Genomic DNA, 19787 nt, shown 5'->3' on the forward strand with positions numbered 1-19787 from the left:
GCCGCGCGTACCGGCCTCGGAGGTTATTCTTGCGAGACGATCGACAGTGACTGCGTGACGCTGTCGGCGCCTTGTGCCGTGCCGGTGAAGCTGGCCTGCTGGCGGGCGGTCAGGCGCAGCCGGTAAAGGTATCCGTCCAGCATCGTCCGGGTGTCAGTCCAGGTGACGCTGCCCGACATGGCCTCTTCCAGGACGCCGGGATCTTCTCCGGTCGCGGGAATGACGGTCACGACGGGATTGCCGGTCTGGATGGTCGCGACATGCGACCACAGATTGGGTCCGGATTGATATTCCAGCACCAGCGTGGCGGACGGCGCACCGGTCGCGGAGCCCCCACCACCTGGCGCCACCTGTCGGTTACGACGGAAGGTATAGGAGGCCACGACCGCCTTGGACCCGCCGTTGCTGGTGAACGGCCCGAGCGTGAATGAGGCATCGGCTGCGGTCAGCGTCGACGTGCCACGGTTGACGTAGGGGCCCGCCTTGATCGCTGCAGCGGTGTAGATCAGCCCGTCGGTGCCTTTCCACTCCAAGCCATTGGCTCGCGTGCATGCCTCGATCGCCATGGTCGGTCCGTACCAGGACAGGAGATCACGGTTCCGACCGAACCCGATGCCCTTCACCTCCATGAAGTTGCCATCGTTCCAGATGATCAGGCCGGTGCCCATCCGGAGATTGGTGTTGATCAGGTTGAGGCTGCCCGGGCCGGCATCCGAGCCGATTAATTGGAAGCCGCTGAGGTTGCCGTTGGCATCGACCGTGACGGTATAGCGGCCCTCAATCTTGCCGAGCCGGGACACCACCGCTTGAAACGCCTGCTCCAGTCCGACTTCGCCAAGGCCGCTGATCCGTGCAGATACCTGCTGGATCAGGCGCGCGAGCGCGGCATCCTCACTGGCTGACGTCTCCGCGAGGCGCGTCACGCGCGCATCGACCGCCGCGGCCTTTCCGTCCGCTGCCGCGATGCTGGAGCGCAGTTGCTCGATTGCCTGCGCGTTGGCGCTGCGATCGTCCGCCTGCGCTTTCTGCACCGCCACGATGGTGGCGTCGACCTGCCCGATCCGCACGCCCTGTTCGGTGATGCTCTGGGTCAGGGCTGCGTTCTGCTCGGCCCGCACGCGGATCTCGGTCGCCAGCGATGCTTCGGTGCCGCCTACACGGGCCGTCAGCTGCGTGCGCGCGAACGCCTCCGCTTTCAGTCCTTCGGTGGTGAAGGTCTGCAATTCTTGCCGCGCCTGGCTGAGCGCCAGCACCTGCCGCGCATTGGCTTCCTCATTCGCCACCACGCCGGCGAGCAGCGCCTGACCAGCCTTGCCGACCGCGATACGCGCTTGGCGCAGTTCGACCGACATGCTCGACACGTCGCCCAGCGTGCGGATCGTCTGCTCGACGCTGCCCACCCGCTCGGTCAGCCCCGACACGGCCGTGCTGCTGGCCTTCGTCTCGACCACCCCGGCCAGAGCGTCCAGCGACTGCGACACGGACGTCACCACCCCGCCCAGTGCGGTCACCGTAGTGGCATCCGCCTTCAGGAGCAGGGTGGCGCGGACGCCGTCCAGCCCGATCTCGACGTTGGTCAGGCGCGAGAAGATCGCATCGACATCGACCTGCCCCGAGGGGTCAAGCTGCGCCTTCAGGATCGCTTCGTTTAGCTGGTCGAGCGTCACGCGGAGGTTGAGGCTCGACTGCACCGCGTTCAGCCGGATTTCCGCTTGGGAAGTGCGATCAGCGACCTGATCCACCGCATAGATGCGCACCTCGCCCGTCGCCGGGTTCACCGTCACGCCCGCGTCCCGGAAAACTTCGCGGGTCCGGTTCAACTCGTCCGTGGCTCGGAGAAGTGCGCGGGCCAGCGTTGCGTTATCCCGCGCAGCCTGCCGGATCGCTGCCGCCTGATCCGCCTGGATCAGGTCGAGAAGCTGCGTCTTCACCTCAATCGGGTCGACCCGCTCCAGCGTGGCAATCGCTTCCTTTACCGTGCCGTCAGGACCGAAGGGGCTATTAGGGTCGGCACTGTTCGTGGCGTTGTCGTCGGGCTTCTTCGGCCCGGTGACACCCGTCTCCCAATCCGCCGACGCATCCGGCGTCCTGACCGGCCCGATCAGCAGCCCGTCGCTGTAGATCCCGCGCCCACGGTAGCGCACGATCGCCTCGTAGGAGACGCCAGCCTCGACCGGCGTGATCGCGCGCTGGCGGGTATCGGGCGGGAGCAGCCCGGTCGACGACCACGTTCCATCGCCGACGCGCCGATATTCGATGACGATGCCGTCCGCGTTGCTGTTGTCGACGGCGCCGTCGACGTAGATCGCCGGGACGGTCAGCCCGTTGGACACCGCGGTGCCGGCGGTCAGCGTCCACGATCCCGCAGCGGGCGCCGCGATGCTGTCCGGATCGGCCGTCAACGTCGGAGTGGGCGGCGTCTCGCCGGTCAGGCCGAGCGCAGCCGGGTGCTTGGCAGCCGTCTCGGTCCGCAGCGTCAGCGTGACGATGCCGGTCGCCGGGTCGACGCGGCGACCGCGCACGATGACGTCGCGGTTCTGGAGGCCGATCTCCTCGATATCGATCGTCAGGCAGTCGCCCAGCCGATAGCCGACCGCGAACGGCTTCAGGGGCAGCGTGATCGGCTCCAGCTCGCGGCTGTCGAAGACCTCGTATGCGGCGAGCTCGGCGCACTGGTCGGGATCGGGACACAGGCTGAAGTCCCCGCTGCCCGTCCTCGCGCGTCCGTCCTCGGCCACATAGGCCGGGATCTGCACGATATCGATCGGCACGATCTCCCAGCCATGCGGCTCCGATCGGAAGCGCGCGCGGAAGCCGTTCAGCCGCTCCGATCGGCGCCGCACGCCCGGCGCCGACAAGGTGCCGTCCGCCAGATCCGCCGCGGTGATCCGGCGCAGCGACACGCGCGGCGCCTTAACCAGCGTCGACATCATTGCGCCGACGGCGATCGGCTCGCAGCCGCCCGTCTGCTCGATCAGCTTCAGGACCTCCCACTTGTCCTGCGCGCTGGTGATCTCGCCCCCGATGCGCCAGCCGTTGGCCTCCTGGACGTTGGCGGCCTGCACGATCGCGGCGAGGTCGATCATGTCGATCGGCGCGCCGATGCCCATGATCTTCTGGTAGCGCGAGGCGGCGTCCGCCATATCGCGCCACCAGACGCCGAGCCGCCACATCAAGCCGTGCAGCGCGGGCGTGTCCGAATAGATCCACGTCCGACGTGCCGCATCGAACGCCGCGACGTTCGACGGGTCCGCCCACCGGCAGGGGCCGGAGCCGCCAGGATAGGTGCTGTCGCGGCGCGGATCGTAGACGAGGTTGCCCTTCACGATCCATGACGGCGTCGGCTCGCCCTGCGCATAGCGGCGGGCCTTGGTGTCGTAGAGCAGCGACAGCGAGGTGGCGGCATAGCCGGACAGCTTCGCGTCCGCGCCCCAGCCCGGGGGAATGCCGGCGAAGCCGTAGGGCGGATTCCGGATGCCGTTCGACAGCGCAGCCGGCGCCGGCGCCACGCCCAGCTGGCGGTCCTGCCACATCCAGCGCGCGAAATAGCCCGTCGCCTCCATGCCAGCGAAGGGCACCGTCGCCTTGTCGGCCGTGAAGGACTCGATCCCGCCGATGCCGGTCAGCGCCGACGAGGCGGACAGGACGATGAAGAACGTCTGGTAGCTGTTGTCCTTGCCGTAGGTGTCCCGGTAGACGACCGAGCCGCCCACCGCCGAGCGTCCCATGACGAATGGGATCGGCATGTCGGCGCCGATCTTGAACTGCAACTGGCGGCCCTGCTGGTCGTTCGCCGGCCGATTGGCGGTGACGGCCGCGCCGATGTTGGCGCCGACCGCGACCGCAGCGGCGATCGGCTGGATCGGGCTGGGGATGACGGCCACGATGCTCGCCACCGTGCCGATCACCCGGAAGAACGTGCTCATGCGCGCCATGCCTCCACGGGAGCGAAGCTGTTGAGACGGATCACCTGAAGGCCGGCGTCGGGGGCGTCCTCATGGAAGCCGGCGATGGCGCCGTTGCCGATCAGGATGCCGACCGATTCCAGACCGTGCGAGCCTTCGGCCAGCACGAGGTCGCCGGGCAACGCCATGGCGAGCGGGATCTGCTCAAGCCCCGCCGCCAGCAGCGCGGCCGCGACGCTGTCGTGACCCGCGCGCGTCAGTGCCCGCTTGGCGCCCTTGGCCGAGCGGTAGGTGCCGGCCTTGGCGAGCCCCAGCGTCAGGTGGTGGCCCATCTGGCGCAGATGCCACGCGCCGACCTTCACGCAGTCGACCGCGCCATAGGCGAAGGGCTTGCCCTGCCAATGTGACAGGGTGGCGCGCACGGCCTGTGCGCGGCGTTCGAGATCGTGCATGTCAGAAGTACGCCTGGACGCCGCCCCGGGGGAAGTCGGGGACGGAGGTGAGGGCAGGGGGCTTCTCGCCCGGTCCCCAGAGCTTTTCGATCTGGGTCTCGACCGTGTGCTTCAGCCCGCGCTCTGCCGGGAAGATCGAGCGGTGGAAGCTGTCGGAGAGGGTCGCCCCCTCGTTCGGCTCGAACAGCCGTTCCCACGCGCTGGCGATCGACAGGTTCAGCTTGCGCGTGCCCTGGTCGACCTCAAGGAACGGCACGTCGAGCTCGCCCGCGAACAGCAGCTCCGGATCGGGCAGGACCGCGCCGGTGGTCTCGTCGACCACCGCCAGCCACACCCGGACCGGCGCGCCCTGCATCGCGGCCGAGGACAGCGTCACCGCGGCCGACGTCGTCGGAGGCAGGAGCGACAGCTCCAGGCCGGGGATCGAATCGCCGACCGCCTCGACCAGCTCCTCGACGTCGCCGATCGTGCCGAAGCGCGGGTCGCGGCCGGTGAAGACCTCTTCCCCCCACGTCACGACGCCGGAGCCGTCGCACAGCCGGATCGTGTGATCCGGCAGGACGATGCGCAGCAGCCCCGCGAGGAGCACGCGCCGCCCGGCGAGGGCGGCCTCCATCTGGGGGGTCATTCTTCCTCCGCGATCGTGAAAGACAGGGGCGCGGAGCGGCCGACCGGCACGCTCCACGAGAAGTCGCCATCGATCTCGCCCTGCACCTTGGGCCGCGCGAGCTCGACGACATCGCCGGGCGCGAGACGCGTCCGGAGCAGGGGATAGATCGGCAACGTCACCGCTCCACCAGCCGTCGCGGCCATGTCCCGCGCGACCCGGTAGACGTAGCGTCGCCCGTCATGGATGATCGACAGCCACTTGCCCTCCGGAATGACGAGCCCAGGGGTCAGACCCGACAGCGGCAGCGAGGTGCCGCCATTCACGGCCTGCGCCACCCGCGGCGCACCCTCCGGCCCGAAGACGAGATCCGGCTCCGGTATCCAGACGAGGCCGGTCTCCAGCTTCGCTTGCGCAAGGCGTGAGGACCAGACGCGGAGATCCGGCTCCGCATCCAGCTTCGGCGTCTGCATCGTGAACGCCCACCGCGTCCCGATCCGCATGATGCGCTGCCAAGCCCCGCCCAGTGCCGGCTTGAGGGTGCCCCCGAAGTCGAGGACGGCCGGCTGCACATCGTCGAGCAGGATCTCCGACAGATCGATCAACGGAGCCTCCGGCTCTGCGCGCGTGCGTCGGCACGCGCCTTGGTGCGGGTGGTCTGAACCGAGACGTTGCCCGCTTCCTGCCGGACGACCGGCCGGAACAGCGACCCCTCCTCGACCGCGAGCTGCACGACCGCAGGCGGGGCCTCACGCTCGGCTCCGGGTTTGGTGATGTCGACCATCTCGCCACGGCTCAGCTTCATGCTGACGACGTTCCGATCGATGCCGGCCATGCCGCCCACCCTGAACGACCCGCCGGTGTTGAACTTGGGCAAGTTGCTGCTGTCGAAACCGAGACTGACGGCGCCGGCCTCCCCCCAGGTCGTGGTGTTGATGGCGCCGATCCCGCTCGATGGCGATTTCCCGAAGACGGCTCCTAGCGCACCGCCCAGCGCGCCAAGGATGCCACCACCGCCGTTCGCCGCACCTTGGCCGGCTTTCGAGAACAGGTTCGAGATCAGGTCCGCGAGGCTGTTGAGCGCATCCTCCATCCCCTTGGCGACGCGGTCGCGCCACCAGTTCTGGAACCAGTCCTTCAGGTCGCCGCCCATCGCGGCCTGCACGCCGGCCTTGAAGGTGTCGCGGAAGACACCGGTCTGCCGCGCCTTCTCGCCCTCGCTCCACTCGGTCGCCGCGCGCCGCGCCGCCTCGTCGGCGCCCATGCCCTGCCGCTCCAGCTCGCGCGCTCGCTCGCGGATGTCGATCTCGCGCTGAAGGAGGCGGATGCGCTCCTCGCTTTCGCACCGCGCCTGCGCCAGCCGCAGTTCGCGGTCCTGCGCATCCTCCGCGAACCAGCGCTCCCGTACCGCCAGCCGGGCCGCATCGACCTTGGCCTGGTCAGCCTCGGCAAGCCGGGTGGCCTCCGCCAGATCACGGGTCTGGGCGTAGTAGAAGGCGATGCGGCGCTTCAACTCCACCTGCCGCGACAGGCTGTCCTCCAGCGCGGCGTTGTTGCCCAGCTGCGCCACGTCGAGCGCGACCTGCTGCTGCTCGTCCGCGATCTCCCGGGCGACCGCCTGCGCGCGCGCCGCGGCCAGCTCCGTCATGTCCCGCTGCGCCAGCACGCGGGCCTGCTCGTGCGTCAGGCCGGTGCGCTGATACGCCTCGATCTGCTTTTCGAGATCCAGCCGGCTTTGGATGCGCTGTTCGGTCTCGCGATCGCCGCGCAGCCGGGCCGCTTCCAGTTCGTTCTGGAGGCGCAGCTGCTCGCGGTTGGTGGCGTCATAGGTGGTATCGCGCCCCTTCTTCTCGCGCTTCTTCTTCTTGTCCTTGTCGAAGTCGACCGACCGCTTCGGCGCGGCCGGAGGCGCGGCGACGGGCTTCGGCGCGGGAGGCGCTGCTGGCGTGGCCGCAGCCGCAGCGTCGCCCAGTCCGAGGTTCTTCTTGATCTCGGCGAACCGGTCGCTGATGAACGCAGCGGCCGACGACACCCACGAGAGTATCCCGCCGAACTTGTCGACGAGCCAGCCCTTCACGCCCTCGTAGACGCCCTTTGCGGCCGCCACGACGTTGGGGAAGACGCTGGCCACATAGGTGACCGCCGACCTGACAGCCTCCGATACCCAGGTCAGCACGCTGCCGAACCCATCGGCGAGCCATGCCTTGGCCGCCTCGTAGGCGGTGCGCAGCGGCAGTTCGAGATCCGGCACCATCGACACGACGGCATCGACCATCCCGTCCATGATCGAGGTTACGGCGCCGATCAGGGCGTTCCAAGCGCCGGCGAAGTCGCCGGTCAGGAGCGCGCTGACTGCGGAAACCATACCCTCGACCGCACCGACGAAACCGCCGATCACCGCCACGCCCGCGCCGAGCGTCCGCACCAGCAGTTCGCCGACGATCGCCAACACGCCCGCGACGACGACACCCAGAACGTCCGCCAGCCCGCCGAGCAGGCCCATCAACGCGGACACCGCCGTCGCCGCAGGCCCGCTGGCCAGCGTGGAGAAGATGGCCCCGACCTTGCCGATGATCGCCGCCAGGGGAGGCCCAAGCGTGTTCGTCAGCTTGTCCCAGATCTGGCCCAGCACCGGCAGGATGTTGTCCCGCATCAGGATGAAGGCACCGATCGCGAGCCCGACCGGGCCGAGCAGCGCCGCCAGACGCGCACCGACCATACCCAGCACCCGCATCAGGCCAGCCTCGCCGAGCATCTGCAGGATCGTCGTGACCGGCGAAACGATAAGAGCGATCGCCTTGCCGACCAGGCCGAAGCCCGAAACGAAATAGGCGAGCATGTGCGCGCCGACCGCGGCGAAGATCGCGATCAGCGGCCCCATCAGCGACGCAAGGCCGGCGAACGCCGCGCCGATCATGTGGACCGCCGGCGATGCGCGCGCGATCATCTCCAGAAAGCCGGCAAAGGCGTTCTTGATCGCGGCCGTGATCGTCAACAGGCCGGTGTCGAGACCGAGCGCGATCTTCACGCTCTCCCAGGCGACGCGGACGCGATTGCCCGCCGCCTCGGCGCCTTCAAGGCGCTTGGCGATCTTGCCCTCCACGTCACCGCCCGCGACGACGTCCGCATAGCGCTGGAAACCCTCGCGGCCCTGCTCCATCAACGCGATGGCTGTGCGCGCCGCATCCGACCCGAAGATCGTCTTCAGGGCTTCGTTCTTGCTCTCGTCGGACAGGTCGCCCAGCGTCTTGCGCAACACCTCCGCCTGTTCGGCGAGGGGCTTCATCCGGCCGTCAGTGTCGAAGAACTGGATGCCCAGCGTCTTCATCACGCGCGCGGCTTCATCCGATGCGGGCACGAGGCTCTGGATGTACGTCTTGAACGAGGTGCCCGCGTCGCTGCCGCTGGAGAACTGCGTCGACGTGGCGGCGATGGCGGTCGCGAACTCGCCGAAGCTGACGCCGGCAGCGGCCGCCACACCGCCGCCCTGCGCGACGGCGAGCTGGAAGTCCTCGAACCCGAACTTCGACGCGTCCATCGACCCGACGACCTGCTGCACCACGCGCGGCAGGTCAGCGGCCGTCTGCTTGAACTGGCCCATGACGTCCGTCACGAGGCCGGCCGCAGGCGCGACGTCCGACATGCCGGCCGCTGCCAGATCCAGCGTAGCCTTCAGACCACCGCCGAGGATGTCCGCGGTCGACAGGCCGGCTAGGCCAAGCTCCTCGATCCCCGTCGCGGCCTCGGTCGCGCCCTTGCCCACGGTGGGACCCAGCTGGCGGGCCTGATCGGACAGTGCCTTCAGCTGCTCGCCCGACACGTTGTCGAGCGCCGCCTCGACGCGCTTCATCTGTCCTTCGAAGCTGCCGGCGCCGCGATCGACCGCTCGCACCATCGCCGCGAACGGCACGGTGATCGCGGCGGTCATCACTAACCCGACGGTGCGGACGGTCTTCTCCAGTTCCTTGAACTTGTCGGAGACCTGTTCGGTGATCGACTGGACCCGGTGCGCACCGGTCTCGAAGTCGATGATGTCGGCGCCGAACTGGACGCGCGCCGCGCCGACGACAGCGATTGCCATGTGGTCCGGTCCTTTACTTGAGGGAGGCGCACCAGCCTTCGGCCGCCTTCAGCATGTCCTGCCACGCCATCGGCTTCGGCTTGCGGCGACTGAGCAGCTTCTCCAGCGGAGGCGGCTTCTTCACCCGGCCGAGCATGGCGCCCAGATAAACGCGCTCGATCGCGCGATCGTTTTCGACCCGCACCGCTTCGGCCTTGGCCGCGACGGCGAGATCCAGGAGACGGGGCGTCCAGCGGAAGAACTCGGCCGGGTCAGTGCCCAGGCCGAGTTCCAGCCAGACCGACAGCGCCCGCTCTATGCTCCAGCTGTCTCCGGCGCTGTCGCCGGCGCCCGAGGGCTTGCGGCTTTCTTCGCCTCCGGGAAGGAGGCGGTCATCGCCTCGGCCAGCAGTTCGGCCGCCTTCATGACGCCGATCTCCTGGATGAGGTTGCCGGCCTCCAGATCGGTCAGCGTCCCATGTCGGGCGGCGAGGCCGATGCGGAAGACGGAGCGGATCGTCTTGCCGCTCCCCTTCAGCCGATCGCCGATCTCGTCGATCTTGATGTCGAGCTCGTCCTCGATCGCACAGATCGCGTTGAAGTCCACGACGAGCGTGAACGTGCTGGCGAGGGCCTTGAAGGACACCTCGCCCTTGAGCTTGGCCGCCATGATCAGGCCGCCGGCGTCATCACGGGCTTGCCCGAGATCTTGAAGGTCGCGGAGCCGGTCATCTTGTCATCGATCGGCGTCGCGCGACCATGGGCGGTGGCGAAGCCGTTGTAGTCCAGCGTGGCGCCGTTCGGGAAGGTGATGCGCCAGCCCTCGACGAGGCGGCTGGCGAAGTGGGTGGCGATCACCGCGTCGTCGGCGAGACCGGGCACGAGATTGTAGGTCACGCCGACCTCGCCGGCATCCGCGAGCCCGGGCTTGAACTCGTGAAAATGATCCGGGCTGGTCATGTGCGTGAACTGCACGCTGTCCCGGCTCATCTCCGGCAGGGTCAGTTCGGTGATCTCGGCGAACGGCGTGTAAGTGTTCGCGCCCGACTTCTTCGACAGGATCGTCTTGAAGCCGATGTCCGTCGCGGCGACGGTTTCTGCCATGGCTTGTCTCCAGTGGTGTTGAGGGTGGGGTTACTTGGCGAGCGACGTGGTCGGTTCGGCTGCATCCTCGCCGGCGTTGGCGAGACCGAGCTTGATCAGGGCGGCGCCGCGCTCCTTCGACACCTCCAGCACGGCGCCGACCTTGCGCAGCTTGTTGCCGTCCTCCTGGTCGTAGAAGGCAATTGTCACGGTGATCTTCATCGGGTGTCTCCTCAGGCGTCGTGCCAGACCGTCACGTCGATCGACTGGCGGAACAGGGGACCCTCGGCGTCACGCGTATCGAGCGTGCGCTGGGCCTGGATGAAGGTGCGCAGCCGGACGCCCTCGACGGTGACCCGCGCCCCGTTCAGCACACCGCTGCGGCCCGCGATCTCCCGCGCGGCGTCGCGCGCATCCTTGTAGGTGCGGCCCCAGACGTCGGCCTGGACCCGCGCACGCGTCCACCCGCTGGAGCCCGTCATCATCAGCCCGGCGACCGAGCTGATCAGCGTCAGGGTCACCGCCGGCAGCGGATCGCCCTGCGACCGCAGGCCCCAGCCGATCTGGCGCTCCACGAGCGCGACGAGGGGTTCGGTGCCGAGCAGCACCGCGCGAAGCGCTTCCTCCATTCGGTCAGCCCTTCTTGCCGGCCGCAAGGATCGCGGCGATGCCATCCTCCGCGATGCCGCGGAGCGCGCGCTCGACGCCGGCATCGTAGGCCGGACGAATGAACGGCTCCGCCGGCTGGTGATCGTTGCCGAACTCCTCCTGGATCGCCTGCGGCAACGGGCCGGGACCCACATAGACTTCGAACTGCGCGATCGGCTCGTTCACCGTAGCCTGATGCGGCGACAGGCGGGTCGACACCGTGACGCTGTTGGCCAGCTGGCCACTGCGACGCGGCGCCTTGTCCCGCATGTCATCGGCGATCGGCTGTGTGTTCTTGATCAGCACCGGGATGATCGTCTTGCGCTGGAGCGCCTTCGACATGGCGTCGAGCCGGCGCGCGATGTCCTTGGTGCCGGTGGACGTGACCTTCACCTTCATGCGCCCGCCGCCTTCTTCTCGACGAGCGATGCGGTCGTGATCTCGATCCCGACCCGGCGCCCTCGCGCTTCCTTCGTGCCCGTGACCTCATAGGTCGTGCCTTCGCAGGCCAGGCGGTACGTGCCGTCGATCCGGGCGGTCAGGCTGTCGTGACGCACCAGGAAGCGCGCCGTCAGCGACTGCTCGACCTGCGCCGCCCGGATCTGCTCGCCATCGCTGACATCCGTCTTTTTCGCCCAGCGCCTGCCGATCGGCCGGAAGGGGCCAGTCACTTGGGACAGACCGTCGTCGATCGTATCGGCCCGCAGGATCTCGATCCGCCGGTCCAGCTCGCCGGCGTCGATCATACGAACACCCGGAACGGATTCAGCAGCATCTGCGCCGCGACCGGGATCTCGACCTTGGTCACGCTGACGCCGGCGACCGAACTTTCCCGGAACTTGTAGAGGTCTGCCGCCATCATCATGATCGCGACGGTGATCGGTGCGGGCACCGTTTCGTACCCGGCGCGGTAGCGGATCACCGTCGACCGGCTGGCGCCGCGATAGGCACGGGTGCCCGGCCAGGACTTGCCCCATGCCGTGCCCAGCATGTCGTCGCGCAGCTCGTACACGTCAGGCGCCAGATCCCGCCACAAACCCGTCACGTCCTCGTAGCGGACGCTGTCGATCGAAAGGACCGGCCGGCACGGCAGCGGGATCGGGTCATAGACGAACCCGTCGAGGCCAGCCTCCAGGGTCTGGACGCCGAGTGCGCGGCCGAGCCATCCATCCGGCCCGTCGATATGCGCGGTCGCCGCGGCGAGATATGCCTCCAGCAGGACATCGTCGTCGTCATGCTCGACCTTCACGTGCTTCTTCAGGTCGTCCAGCTTGACGACCGGCTTGGGCGGCGTGACGACGACGACGCGGGACATCGTCAGCCCTTCGCCTTGGTGGTCTTCGCAGGAGGCGTCTCACTGGCGCCGCTCTGTTCCTCGCCCTTCTCGTCGGCCGGCTTGGTGGCAGCGTCGAGCTGCTGCTCCAGATCGGCGACGCGCGCGGCCAGCTTCTCGTTCTCGCCACGCAGGCCAAGCGACTCATCCGAGGCCGTGTTGCGATGCTCGATCGCATCCTTCAGATCCGACGACAGCTGCCCGGCTTCGGTGACGGCCTTGTCGAGCCGCAGGTTCAGGCCGACGATGGTTTCCCCGGCGCGGTCCAGCTGCTCGCGCAGATCGGCGATCAGGGCATCGGTGCCTTCGGTGCCGGGGAGGCGGGGCGCGTCATCCGGAATGACACGAAGACACCCGGCGTTGACCAGGCGCACGGCCTGCGCGCCATCGGGTTCGGGCAGGAACTCGTCGCCCTGCTCGAACGCCTTGCCAGTGCGCACGTCTTCGCACGGCGAAATCACGAGATATCGCATCGATCACCTATCGATATGAGGATGCCCCGGCCAACGTGGCCGGGGCAGGGGTGGGTCAGGCCGGAACCGTGAGGCCAACGAACGGCGACACCTGCCAGCCGTTCTCCTCCCGGATCGGCGCGGTCAGCCAAGGCTTGCCGTCGACGTTCCAGAAGATCTTGATCACCGTCTTGTTCTGACGGAACAGGACGTGCTCGGACGCGGCGACGAACGGCCCGGAGCCGTCCTTGATCAGGTACTGCGACCAGTCGATCAGGGTCACGTCGCCCTTGGTACCGAGCAGCGGCGCGCGGTTGTCCCAGCGGACCGGGTAGCCGAGCAGGGTGCCGGCGAAGCCGTCGCGCGCATCCGGCTTCCAGATGTAGCGGCCTTCCGGGTCCTGAAGGGTCGCGATCTGGACGAGTGCGCCCTGCGGCATCGTCCAGACCGGCGACGTGCCGCCCCGCATCAGGAGATGCGCCACCATGTCGACGAGGTCGAGATAGGTGATCTGGCCGGCACCGCGCCGGTTCACGTAGAACATGGCCGGAGCGTTGATCGCGCCGAGGGGCTTGCCGACACCGTCGCCGCGCAGGAACGCGAACTCCTCCGCCTGCGTCACGGCGCCGCGCAGCATGCTTTCCAGGAAGCTGCTCGACGCCGCCCAGTTGCGCAGCATCTTGTCGGTCACGACGATCGTGCCGGCGACTTCCTTCGGCTCCAGCGTGATCGACCGCAGCGCGACGTCGGTCTCCGGCTTGTTACCGCCTTCCTCGATCCACTGGACCTGGACACCGCCGAAGATGTTGTTCGGGCCGGCGCCGGTCTGATCGAGCGCGGGGATCGTCAGCGCCGCGTCGGGCGGAGACCCGGCGGGGATGACGTTGGCGCGCGGGCGCACCAGTGCGTCCTGCGGCTCGACCCGCATGATCTCCTGCCGGAACTGCGTCGGGACGAGGAAGCCGCCGCCCGTCTGGTGCTGATCCATGCGAAGCTCCGCACCGATCTCGGTCCCGTCCTCGCCGACCGCGCCGACACCCTCGACGAAGTTCAGGCGCTGGTCGCCCGGGTTGAAGCGGACGGCCGCCATGAACTCGCCGAGGCTTTCGAACTCGCGAGCGGCGTGGGGACCCTGCGGGATGGTCACGCCCTGACGCCGGGAGACGGCCGGCGTGACCGCATCGCCGGCCGCTTCCACGGTCGCGAGCCCCGTCAGGCGGGCGATGCGCGCGTCGAGGCTGGTCAGCTGGGCGTTCAGGCCGTCATAGGCCTCGGTCTCCTCCGCGGTGAAGTCGCGGTTTTCGCCTTCGGCCGCTTCGATCATGCCGCGCAGCTTGGCGACGAGGTCGGTGCGCTGCACGCGAAGGGCGGCGACCGGCGACGGCTGATTGCCGTGACCTTCGGGACGCCGCATGTAGCGGCCGAGCCGACGCTCGCTCGCCGACATCGGCCCGAGGATTGCGGCCGAGCACATGGCCGCGAGAAGCATGGTCTTCTGCATTGGATGATCTCCCGGCCCGTAGGCCTTGGTGGTGTCGAGCAAGCGCCTTCATCCGCCCAGGTCGACGACCGGGCGGGGCGATCCCTTCCGAAGGGCAGGATTTCAGCGGAGGGCGAGCGCCCGCCGTTCTCGCTCCGGCGCCAGGCGCCGGGGAGCAGGACCGCCGGCGCCGAAGCGATCCAGCGTTTCCTTCATGGTGGCGACGCGGTCCGCCATCTTCTCGCGGACGGCGCCCTTGGCGCCGAGCATGCGGCCCTGCCCGAAACCGTCGCGAACCGCGGCAGCGGTGACCCCGCGGCCGGCTGCGACGCGGTCGACGAACATGCTGTAATACTCGTCGATCCGGCCCTGCATGTATGTCCGGGTGTCGTCGGACAGCGGGCCGAGCAGGCCCTCGCCCTTGAACTTGCCCGCCGCGATGATCTCACGGGTGATGCCAGCCTTGGTCAGCGCCTCGGTAACGTCGTCATAGGCGGTGCGCACGCCGATCGCGCCGACCGCCGAGCTCGGCGACATCACAATCTCGTCGGCCGACGCGCCGATCCAGTAGCCCGCGCTGGCCAGATAGCCAGTCACCTGGACGACGATCGGCTTGCGCCCACGCACCGCCGCGACTGCTGCCGACGCCTCGTCGACGCCCAAAACATTGCCGCCCGGCGTGTCCGCGTCGACGATGATCGCCTTCACGCCGTCATCGTCGGCCATGCGCTCGATCGTGGCCGCGAAGCCCTCGGCCGTGGTGCCGCCACCCGTCGAGCTGTTCTCGACGATGCTCGCGCGCGGCGAGATGACGCCGCGCAGCGGCACCACGGCGACGGCGCCTTCCTTGCGGGCCACGGCCGAGGCGGTCGCGGGCGAGATCCGCGCCTCGATCTCCTCGGCCGTGAACTTCACGCCTTCGGCCTGCATCGCCAGCAGGTCGACGATCGCCAGCAGCTTCGTCTCCTCCATCGCCCAGAACTCGGATGCGAAGGCGGCGAGCAGATAGGGATACTTCATGCTTCGATCTCCGGTGCGCCGGTCGCCTCGGCGCCGGTGTTGCGGGGCACGGGCTCGCCCGGAGCGGGCCGTGCCGGTTCGCCGGTGCGGGCGCGCTCCAGCGTCTGGACGTTGTTCGACACGAAGTTGATGTCGCCATCGGCGCCGATGCCGTTCAGGTCCTCCAGCGCGAGGATCTGGTTGATCGTCATCCCCAGCTCGAACATCGACTTGTAGAAGGCGGAGCGCGCGGCCATGTCGCCGCGCAGCAGCGCGTTCATGTTGAACTTCACCTTCAGGCCGCGCTCGCGCTCGTCTTCGGTGAACAGCTTCCACGTCAGCTCCTGCTCGGTCGCCTGCACCCACGGCGCGACGGTCTGCATGATGAAGCCGATCATCAGCTGCTCGATGCCGCTGCCCCAGCTGGTCGACTTCTCGTGGCTCTGGAGCAGCACCAGCGGCACGTCGTACATGCGGGCGATCTCCGCGATCTGGAACTCGCGGGTCGACAAAAACTGACCATCCTCCGGAGGGATGGTGGTCGAGATGAACTTCATCCCTTCTTCGAGCACCTTGACCCGGTGCGCGTTCTCCAGCCCGCCTTGCTTTTCGATCGGCGCGGCCGGGTTCTCCGCCGCGGCCTTCTGCTGGCCATCGGCACCCCGGATGTTCTGCCGCGCATTCGACCCCAGCCGGCCCGGGTGCATCAGGAAACCGCCCGATTTCATGTCGTTGCCGAAGAACTTGGCTCCGAACGTCTCCAGCGCCTTGGCCATCCCCATGGCCTCGCGTGCGAGGGCGACCTGCGACAGCCCGATGTAGCCGTCGTGGCTGAGGTCCATGACGTGGGCGACGTTCTCCTGGTCGAGCTGGTAGGTCTGCCCGGAGATCGTCGTGCGGAAGACCAGCCGGTCCCCGTCACGATGCGGGCGGGTGCGATCGGGCAGGAGGGGCCAGAGCCCCACCGCCTCACCGCGCCCGTTCCGCTCGATCTCCTGGTAGCCGTTGCCCCACAACAGCGCATGCGCCTGCGTCGTCTTGCGCAGCGTCCGCGACGACATGAAGTCGTTCGGCCGCAGGCCGAGACGCTGCGACATCGGGTGCTGCTCGACCCGGGTCCATCCGCCGCGACCGTCCGGCTCGACGATTCCGACCGGGAAGTTCGCCACGGGGTTCGAGATCCGGTTCACGCAGGCATAGACGACCGGCAGATAGAGCGCGTTGGTCTCCGACACGTGCGTGCCGGCGTTCGTCGGCCCGCCGCCCAGCATGCGGACGAACCAGCCGTCGTTGGCGCCGACGCTGGACGAAGGGCCGTAGTGGGCGCTCGCTTCCATGCTCGGCGCGGTCAGTGCCCTGAGGGCGTTCACCAGACGTCCCATCAGAGGTAATCCACTTCGATTTCGAGAATGCCGCGCTCCTCGTAGACCGAGGGGCCATCGGCCACTTGAGGGCTTTCCGTCATCAGCATGACGGCGTTCAGCATCGCGGCGAACGGGTCGATCTTGGCACTCGGCGTCATCTTCACGATGGCGACCGCACTGGTCCCTCGCGGCTCCATCTTCGCGTTGCCGACGCACCACTGCATCAGCGACGATCCATCATGCCGCATGGTGCGGGCGGCCAGCTTGCGTGCCGAGCTCTTGATCGCCGCGCTGAGCTTGTAGCCCTGCGAGATCGAGCGCAGCTGGTTCTCGTCGAACCCCCGCGCGACCAGTTCGTCGACGATGCTGGCAACCCCGACCGGATCGAGGCCGATCGCGCCGCTATCCGGGAACAGGCCCGCCTCCTGCACCTCCGACAGAACATCGGCGACGCCGCGCACGTCGTCGGTCAGCTCCTCCTCGTCGCCATCCTTCGACAGATCGATCGTAGCCTGCGCCGGCATCTCGCACCGGATCAGGGTCTGCTCGGTCCGGAACTCGTCCAGCTTGGTCGCGATGTCCTTGCGGCGGTCCCAGACGATCGACCACGCCCAGGCCCGCGCCCAGACCAGCCAGCGCTTGCTGCCCTTCTCGCGGCCGATCAGGCACAGGCCGAGAAGGTCGTCCAAGCCGCCGCCATCGATCCCGGCGACGATGACCTCGCTGCGCCGGATCAGGTCCTGAAGCGTCAGCGACCGATCGGCCGCAGCGTCCCAGAACTCCGCGCCGGTCCAGCGGTCCCGCGACAGACGGGTGCCGATCTCGACGTTCAGGTGCTTGGCGAGGAAGACCTGAAGGTCGCCGGGCTCGCCGCCCTGCGCCTCGATCAGCTTCTCCTCGATATACTCGGCATCGACCGACCGGCCGATGTTCGGGTTCGTGATGTAGAAGTTGGCCGGATCGAGATACGCGTCCCGCTCCAGCATCTCCTCCGGCCACTCGTAGAGCATCCCCAGCTTGCGCCGGTTTACGATCGTTCCATCGCGGACGCCACGGAACTGGTCGAGCTTGTCCTTGAACACGCCCCGGGGCGGCTCGTCGCTATGCGTCGACAGATACACGACGAAGCCTTCAGGACGCGACACGCGCCCGCCGGTGGCCTCCATCAGCATCGCGGCCGCCTTCGGGTCCTTGCCGAAGACCCAGAGCTCGTCGACCAGAACGAACGCCGCCTTCTTGCCGCTGACGACGCCGGCGTCTGCCGACACGACCTTCAGCTCGGCGTCGTTCACAAGATGCCTGATCTTCTTCTCGTGGTCGATCGGCTTCAGGATCTCCATCAGCTCCGGATCAGCCCGCACCATCGCGGCCGCAGGCGTGAAGACGTTGCCCGCGACTTCCTTCGTCGGCGCCAGCACCAGCAGCTCGGCGCCCTGCCGCCAGTTGCGGATAAGCGCCGTGACCATGATCCCGGCCGCAATCGTCGACTTCGAGTTCTTCTTGCTGATCAGGAGCATGAACTCCCAGATCAGCCGGCGCCCCGTCTCCGGGTCCTGCGCGCCGAAGATGGCCTCCACGAAGTCGAACACGAACTGTTCGCACGCCTCGCCGAAGGTCGGCATGCCGGGCACGTCGACGATGCGCAGCGACTTGAAGACCTCCAGCGCCGCTTCCGCCTCGTCTGGAAACAGCGGCTCCATCGGGACCAGCGATTGGCCCGCGACGATGCGCTCCCGCCAGTCGGGGCAAGCGGTCGACCAGGTGCGCTCCGTCACGTCAGTTGATCAGCTTCGACGGGACCGGGGGCGGGGCGAACTTGCCCTGCACCGCACCCGCCGCAGCCTTGGCCGCCGCCTTCTTCCCCGGCTTCGGCTGGCGGACGGGGGCACCGTTGCGGCCACGCTCGGCCACGCGGTCGGCGACCTCCACCTGCCTTGCCTTGTCGAAGCGCTTGAACAGTTCCTTCTCGGCTGTGACGTTGCCCGCCGTGGCGGCGTCGTTCAGCCGGGCGAGCTGCGTCATCTCCATGCGCAACCTCGCGTCCTTCTGCTTTTCGACCTCGGAAAAATAATGTTTGCGCAGCGTCGGGACCGAGACCCCGATCGCCGTTGCCGCCTCTTTGACGCTCCGGCCCAGCGCGAACGCCAGCAGCACCTTGTTCGAGTTTTCGCGGGACCAGGAATGCTCCGGTCGCCCACGGGCTTCCTTGCTCGGCAGAACGGGATCGCCGAACAGGTCGCGTCCCAAATCTTCCGCCATGCGAAAAAAAATCTCCAAATGAGAGGGCCTGTGGTCTGGGACCGATCGGCCTTCCGGACTTTACACCCCCCCCGGTCACTCGCCGCGCCGGTTCTCCTCGCGCGCCTTCGCGCTGTCGTGGCACCGCTTGCACAGGCACCAGAGGTTCCGGTCATCCCAGAACAGGTCCGCGTCACCACGGTGCGGCGTCTTGTGATCCGCCACCAGTTGCGACGTGTCCGCCTCGATCCGACCGCAGCCGGGCCACTGGCAGGTGAACAGGTCACGCAGCAGCACGTCCATGCGCAGTTTCTGCCAGCGCGTCGTCTTGTACCAGCGACGCCATGGCTGCTGGTCGCGTGCCCGGTCGCGGTCCTGCCGGGTGACCGGCACGCTCGACAGCTTCGACCGCAGCGGCTGGAGGCGCGGGGTCAGGCTGGTCAGCTTGGCCACGCGCGGTCCTCGAAAGCACGAAGGGCGGCGAGACCGAAGCCGCGCCGCCCTTCATGAAGGTCAGGAGAGATGCAGAGCGCCGCCCGAAGGCCCGTCCCAGCGTGATAAGAAATAGGCTGTTTTCGCCCGATAGGAGAACAGAGAAAATTATCAGGCTTGCTGATTATCCGCATTGACACGCGAACCCCGTGCATTTCCGCCATTCTGTGCATCGCAGATGGCGGCGATAGCGCGGCGATATCGCATCCTGATCCCGTCGGCGCCGTGCGCCACGCCCATCTTCGTCATGATCTGACGCCAGCCGATCTCCCGCTTTCCGCTCGCCAGCTGCGTGATCGCCAGCGCCAGCACCTTGCGGTCATCCTCCGGCAGATCCCTCACCCAGGCGAACGCCTGCTCCATCTCCGCGATGTCCACCCGCGTCAGGGAGGCAGGACGCAGCGACACCTGCGAACTGCTGGCGTCGCCGCCCCGCGCGTCATAGTCGCCGGCCGACGTCTCGCGCGCGATCTCGGGCCACGCCGACCGGACGTGCAGCCATGCGCGCTCGCGATCCGATTGGCGCCAGCACGTCACCATCGCCTCCACCAGACGGTCCTGCACCATGTCGAACGTCAGTTCGCCGGTTGGAAGGAGGTGTCCTTCCAATGGAGAGAGGTGGTCGAGGGTATGTCCTTCCATTTTTCGGGGTCCTTCGTACGCCAAGAATGGCGG

At 68.0% G+C, this 19787-nt stretch carries 21 protein-coding genes; all 21 read right to left on the bottom strand.

The window, feature by feature from the left end; genetic code table 11:
• Nucleotides 1-23: 23 nt before the first annotated feature.
• The 21 genes from NPJ82_RS05820 to NPJ82_RS05920 all read right to left on the bottom strand — a co-directional run bounded on the left by NPJ82_RS05820 (nt 24) and on the right by NPJ82_RS05920 (nt 19754).
• Nucleotides 24-3926, bottom strand: coding sequence for a hypothetical protein (locus NPJ82_RS05820; RefSeq protein WP_342658643.1), 3903 nt, complete (start codon nt 3924-3926; stop codon nt 24-26).
• Nucleotides 3923-4357, bottom strand: coding sequence for a hypothetical protein (locus NPJ82_RS05825; RefSeq protein WP_298090454.1), 435 nt, complete (start codon nt 4355-4357; stop codon nt 3923-3925). The genes NPJ82_RS05820 and NPJ82_RS05825 overlap by 4 nt, the downstream gene beginning before the upstream one ends.
• Nucleotide 4358: 1 nt before the next feature.
• Entirely contained in the window at nt 4359-4985 is a 627-nt protein-coding gene (locus tag NPJ82_RS05830; RefSeq protein WP_342658644.1) for a hypothetical protein, read from the bottom strand.
• Nucleotides 4982-5569, bottom strand: a complete 588-nt coding sequence (locus NPJ82_RS05835; protein WP_342658645.1) for a hypothetical protein — start codon at nt 5567-5569, stop codon at nt 4982-4984. The genes NPJ82_RS05830 and NPJ82_RS05835 overlap by 4 nt, the downstream gene beginning before the upstream one ends.
• Nucleotides 5566-9045 carry a phage tail tape measure protein gene (locus tag NPJ82_RS05840; RefSeq protein WP_342658646.1) on the bottom strand — a complete coding sequence of 1160 codons (3480 nt, stop codon included), beginning with the start codon at nt 9043-9045 and terminating at the stop codon, nt 5566-5568. The genes NPJ82_RS05835 and NPJ82_RS05840 overlap by 4 nt, the downstream gene beginning before the upstream one ends.
• Before the next feature lie 13 nt (nt 9046-9058).
• Complete coding sequence (locus tag NPJ82_RS05845; protein ID WP_342658647.1) at nt 9059-9229, bottom strand: hypothetical protein; 171 nt, start codon at nt 9227-9229, stop codon at nt 9059-9061.
• A 110-nt stretch (nt 9230-9339) separates the two neighbouring features.
• Nucleotides 9340-9693, bottom strand: coding sequence for a hypothetical protein (locus NPJ82_RS05850; RefSeq protein WP_342658648.1), 354 nt, complete (start codon nt 9691-9693; stop codon nt 9340-9342).
• A 2-nt stretch (nt 9694-9695) separates the two neighbouring features.
• Entirely contained in the window at nt 9696-10127 is a 432-nt protein-coding gene (locus tag NPJ82_RS05855) for a phage tail tube protein (protein WP_342658649.1), read from the bottom strand.
• A gap of 30 nt (nt 10128-10157) precedes the next feature.
• Nucleotides 10158-10328 (bottom strand): hypothetical protein, encoded by a 171-nt coding sequence (locus NPJ82_RS05860; protein WP_342658650.1) that lies wholly within the window; start codon nt 10326-10328, stop codon nt 10158-10160.
• Between the two features lie 11 nt (nt 10329-10339).
• On the bottom strand, nt 10340-10735 hold the full coding sequence (locus NPJ82_RS05865; RefSeq protein WP_342658651.1) for a DUF3168 domain-containing protein: 396 nt from the start codon (nt 10733-10735) through the stop codon (nt 10340-10342).
• Nucleotides 10736-10739: 4 nt separating this feature from the next.
• Entirely contained in the window at nt 10740-11153 is a 414-nt protein-coding gene (locus tag NPJ82_RS05870; RefSeq protein ID WP_342658652.1) for an HK97-gp10 family putative phage morphogenesis protein, read from the bottom strand.
• Nucleotides 11150-11500: a phage head closure protein gene (locus NPJ82_RS05875; RefSeq protein WP_342658653.1), complete on the bottom strand. Its 351-nt coding sequence runs from the start codon at nt 11498-11500 to the stop codon at nt 11150-11152. Before NPJ82_RS05875 ends, NPJ82_RS05870 begins: the two co-directional genes overlap by 4 nt.
• Nucleotides 11497-12069 (bottom strand): head-tail connector protein, encoded by a 573-nt coding sequence (locus NPJ82_RS05880; RefSeq protein ID WP_342658654.1) that lies wholly within the window; start codon nt 12067-12069, stop codon nt 11497-11499. The genes NPJ82_RS05875 and NPJ82_RS05880 overlap by 4 nt, the downstream gene beginning before the upstream one ends.
• Before the next feature lie 2 nt (nt 12070-12071).
• On the bottom strand, nt 12072-12560 hold the full coding sequence (locus NPJ82_RS05885) for a hypothetical protein (RefSeq protein WP_342658655.1): 489 nt from the start codon (nt 12558-12560) through the stop codon (nt 12072-12074).
• Between the two features lie 55 nt (nt 12561-12615).
• Nucleotides 12616-14082, bottom strand: a complete 1467-nt coding sequence (locus NPJ82_RS05890; protein WP_342658656.1) for a phage major capsid protein — start codon at nt 14080-14082, stop codon at nt 12616-12618.
• A gap of 60 nt (nt 14083-14142) precedes the next feature.
• On the bottom strand, nt 14143-15039 hold the full coding sequence (locus tag NPJ82_RS05895) for a S49 family peptidase (protein ID WP_342658657.1): 897 nt from the start codon (nt 15037-15039) through the stop codon (nt 14143-14145).
• The gene (locus tag NPJ82_RS05900) at nt 15036-16388 is read right to left on the bottom strand and encodes a phage portal protein (protein ID WP_342658658.1); all 1353 of its coding nucleotides are present in this window, start codon (nt 16386-16388) and stop codon (nt 15036-15038) included. The genes NPJ82_RS05895 and NPJ82_RS05900 overlap by 4 nt, the downstream gene beginning before the upstream one ends.
• An 11-nt stretch (nt 16389-16399) precedes the next feature.
• Nucleotides 16400-18157, bottom strand: a complete 1758-nt coding sequence (locus NPJ82_RS05905) for a terminase TerL endonuclease subunit (protein WP_342658659.1) — start codon at nt 18155-18157, stop codon at nt 16400-16402.
• A gap of 1 nt (nt 18158) precedes the next feature.
• Entirely contained in the window at nt 18159-18641 is a 483-nt protein-coding gene (locus NPJ82_RS05910; protein ID WP_342658660.1) for a hypothetical protein, read from the bottom strand.
• Nucleotides 18642-18716: 75 nt separating this feature from the next.
• The gene (locus NPJ82_RS05915; protein WP_342658661.1) at nt 18717-19073 is read right to left on the bottom strand and encodes an HNH endonuclease; all 357 of its coding nucleotides are present in this window, start codon (nt 19071-19073) and stop codon (nt 18717-18719) included.
• Between the two features lie 150 nt (nt 19074-19223).
• Nucleotides 19224-19754 (bottom strand): hypothetical protein, encoded by a 531-nt coding sequence (locus NPJ82_RS05920; protein WP_342658662.1) that lies wholly within the window; start codon nt 19752-19754, stop codon nt 19224-19226.
• Nucleotides 19755-19787 lie beyond the last annotated feature (33 nt).

It is taken from the genome of Sphingomonas sp. NY01, assembly GCF_038809135.1.
In the GTDB taxonomy this organism is placed as follows: domain Bacteria; phylum Pseudomonadota; class Alphaproteobacteria; order Sphingomonadales; family Sphingomonadaceae; genus Sphingomonas; species Sphingomonas carotinifaciens.